This is a genomic window from Caldisphaera sp. (genome assembly GCF_023256325.1).
Lineage (GTDB): Archaea > Thermoproteota > Thermoprotei_A > Sulfolobales > Acidilobaceae > Caldisphaera.
The window spans coordinates 1-2,991 of the sequence record NZ_JAGDXI010000039.1 but is presented as its reverse complement, the minus strand read 5'-3'; the positions used below and the strand labels follow the sequence as shown (position 1 = coordinate 2,991).

Sequence of the window (2,991 nt, the reverse complement as noted above, 5' to 3'; positions counted from 1 at the left end):
CTACTATTGCAACTATGACTCCTGTAGAAACAGACCTATACCTAGTTTTATTCAATACTACATACACCTCTCTAATTTAACTGTTAACACACCAAACTATTTAAGTATTTTTAATTAATTTATCGATTAATAGACTTTAAACATTTTAACAAACAGTTGCATTTTATTGATTATAAAAGTATAGAAATTTAGACTTTTTATAAAAATTTAACTTTAATTATTTATAAATATAAATAAATCTTTTTCTTTAAGGCGTTAATGTAGGTAATAAGAATAAATGCAAATATAAATTCTGCACAGATTCCAATATCTATATCTATTCATATCCTTTTTCATATCTTAATCCACCTGGATCTGCATTATTTAATATTTTGAGTTCTTCAGAATTAAGTGGTTTCAGAACATCTATTTTATTATTTATATTAATATGCATACCTGAAGTTAGTGAGATCACTTCACTTATGCTTACACCTGGAAAAACTGCTTTTAACATAGGACCATCTTTAGTAAATTCGATTAGAGCCTTATTAGTGCATAAAACTGTCTTTAATCCTTTTTCTAGCCTTGCTTTACCATACCCAGTTATAAAGTCTACTTTCTTGACTAATACTCTAGGTTCATGCTTTGCATATATTACCATCTTTTTAACTAAAGGATAAAGATATGCTAGCACAGCTCCTCCAGGTAACTTTACTTTTGGGGTTTCATATGTTCCAATTACTGTTAAATTTATATTTGCATTCTCATCTATTTGGGCTGCGCCAAAAAACATAAGGTCTCTCTTTCCTTTTGCTACTAAATCATCGCCTTCAATTGCACTTACAAACCCTATATTATTTGGTTCAGAGTATGGATCTCCCGTTGAAAAATTAGCTTTTACTTGAGAAGGATCTGGCATAAAAGATTCTGAAACGCTATGCCAGACAAAGTCCTTCTTTAAGTACAAGGATGCATAAACCATTGAAAGTTGGGGCAATATGCTATTTAATCCATGATAAACATAATCATTATCTTCTATGAAGTTCCCCATGCATTTTATCATGATGTCTGTAGGTCTTGAGGACATGTAATTCCACCATTTAAAATAACATTTTTTAAAAATTAATAAATATTTCTGTTAAGTTTTTAATTTTAAATTTTTGGTTTTGTATTTAATATATATGGGGATAAAAATGGAAAAATTTTTTGAAGATTTTGTTGTAGGAGAAGTATTTGAAACGTCTGGTAGAACTATAACTGAGGCAGATATTGTAAACTTTGCAGGGATTAGTGGAGACTTTAATAGAATTCATATAGATGAAGAGTATGCAAAGAAAACTATTTATGGCACAAGAATTGCACATGGGCTTCTTATAATTTCAGTTGTGTCTGGTTTAAGATTAAGAACTAATGTTTTTGAGGCAAGCTTGATAGCACTTTATGGTATTGATAATTTACGTTTTATTGCACCTGTAAAAATAGGAGATACTATAAGAGCAAAAATAACTGTTATTAAAAAAGAGCAAAAAAGAAAAGGTGGATTATTAACATTAAAACATGAAGTTTTTAATCAGAGAAATGAATTGGTAGCAGTTTTTGATTTATTACTCTTAGTATCATATAAAAACCAATAAATAAAAAGATTAAAGAAATATAAAGATGCCTTAACCATATTATTATTAGGTGATGATAAATTATGAATGAAGATTATTTACCTTTAAAAGGGATAAGGGTTCTGGATTTATCTCATACGGTTTCTGGTCCTTTTTCAACGCTTATTATGGCTGATTTAGGTGCTGAAGTAATCAAAATAGAGCCGCCAGAAGGAGATGAAGCTAGAAAATTTGCTCCTATAGTAAATGGGCTAAGTTCTTATTTTGCTTCGTTTAATAGAGGAAAGAAAAGTGTAATCTTAGATTTGAAGAACAATGATGACAAAAATTTACTATATAATTTGGTAAAAGAAAGTAATATAGTTGTAGAAAATTATAGGCCAGGAGTTAGAGAAAAACTTGGTGTAGATCCAGAGACTTTGTTTAGAATCAACAAAGATTTAATTTACATAAGCATAAAGGGATTTAGGCCTAATAGTCAATATAATGATAAGCCTGCTTATGATTTAATAATACAGGCCATGAGTGGCTTAATGCTCACAACAGGCGTAGAAGGTGATCCGCCTATAAGAGTTTCTTTTGCATTGTTTGATATCATAACAGGCCTCTTTGCAGCACTATACGCTATATCAGGCCTATATTCTAAAATAAGACCATTTTATACGGAAGTATATTTATATGATAGTGCGTTATTTTCAATGTCTTATATACCGTTGATGTACTTAATAGCTGGAGAAAAACCTAAAAGACTAGGTTCAGCACATCCCGGGATTGTGCCTTATCAGGCATTTATGGATTCTTATGGTAGATGGTTTATAGTTGCGGTAAGCAATGATAGGCAATGGGAAAAATTGTGTGATGTAATAGGTCTTAACTCATTAGCTAACGATCAAAGGTTTAAAACAAATGAGGATAGAGTTAAAAATAGAGAGCAATTGGTGAGCATTCTGCAGGAAATTTTTAGAAGAAATAGCAGAGATTATTGGTTATCTTTATTTGATAATGCAAAAATACCATCATCGCCTGTATACGATATTGATGATGTTTTTAACGATCCTTATGCTGAGCATATTTTGTTTGAATTGAATCAAAATTTTGGAAAAATTAAGCAATTAAAAGAGCCTGTAACAATAAATGGAAAAGAGCCTGTATCTGATAAATCAGTTCCGTTATTAGGAGAAAATACGCAGGAAATAAGGCAAAAATTTATTAAAATTTGATTTTAATGTAACGTCCGCACGAATTAACAATGTTAAATTTAAATAGTATTTAAATCTGACCTCCTCCCTGCCCTGAAGGGCGAGGGTTCCCTCAGGGACATCATAGGTTTGTGGTTTACCATCATCATTTTCATCACTTCATTGCTAGTGGGAATTACCCACCCCGCTCCATTCGTTTA

Annotated in this window: 3 protein-coding genes; 2 read left to right on the top strand and 1 reads right to left on the bottom strand. The window is 30.9% G+C overall.

The window, feature by feature from the left end:
- Positions 1 to 316: 316 nt before the first annotated feature.
- Positions 317 to 1,066 carry a CoA-transferase gene (locus Q0C16_RS05430; protein WP_292320232.1) on the bottom strand — a complete coding sequence of 250 codons (750 nt, stop codon included), beginning with the start codon at positions 1,064 to 1,066 and terminating at the stop codon, positions 317 to 319.
- Positions 1,067 to 1,172: 106 nt separating this feature from the next.
- On the opposite strand from Q0C16_RS05430, the gene Q0C16_RS05425 reads away from it, so the two are divergent.
- Positions 1,173 to 1,613: a MaoC/PaaZ C-terminal domain-containing protein gene (locus tag Q0C16_RS05425; RefSeq protein ID WP_292320231.1), complete on the top strand. Its 441-nt coding sequence runs from the start codon at positions 1,173 to 1,175 to the stop codon at positions 1,611 to 1,613.
- A gap of 62 nt (positions 1,614 to 1,675) precedes the next feature.
- Positions 1,676 to 2,812 (top strand): CoA transferase, encoded by a 1,137-nt coding sequence (locus Q0C16_RS05420; protein ID WP_292320230.1) that lies wholly within the window; start codon positions 1,676 to 1,678, stop codon positions 2,810 to 2,812.
- Positions 2,813 to 2,991: the final 179 nt, after the last annotated feature.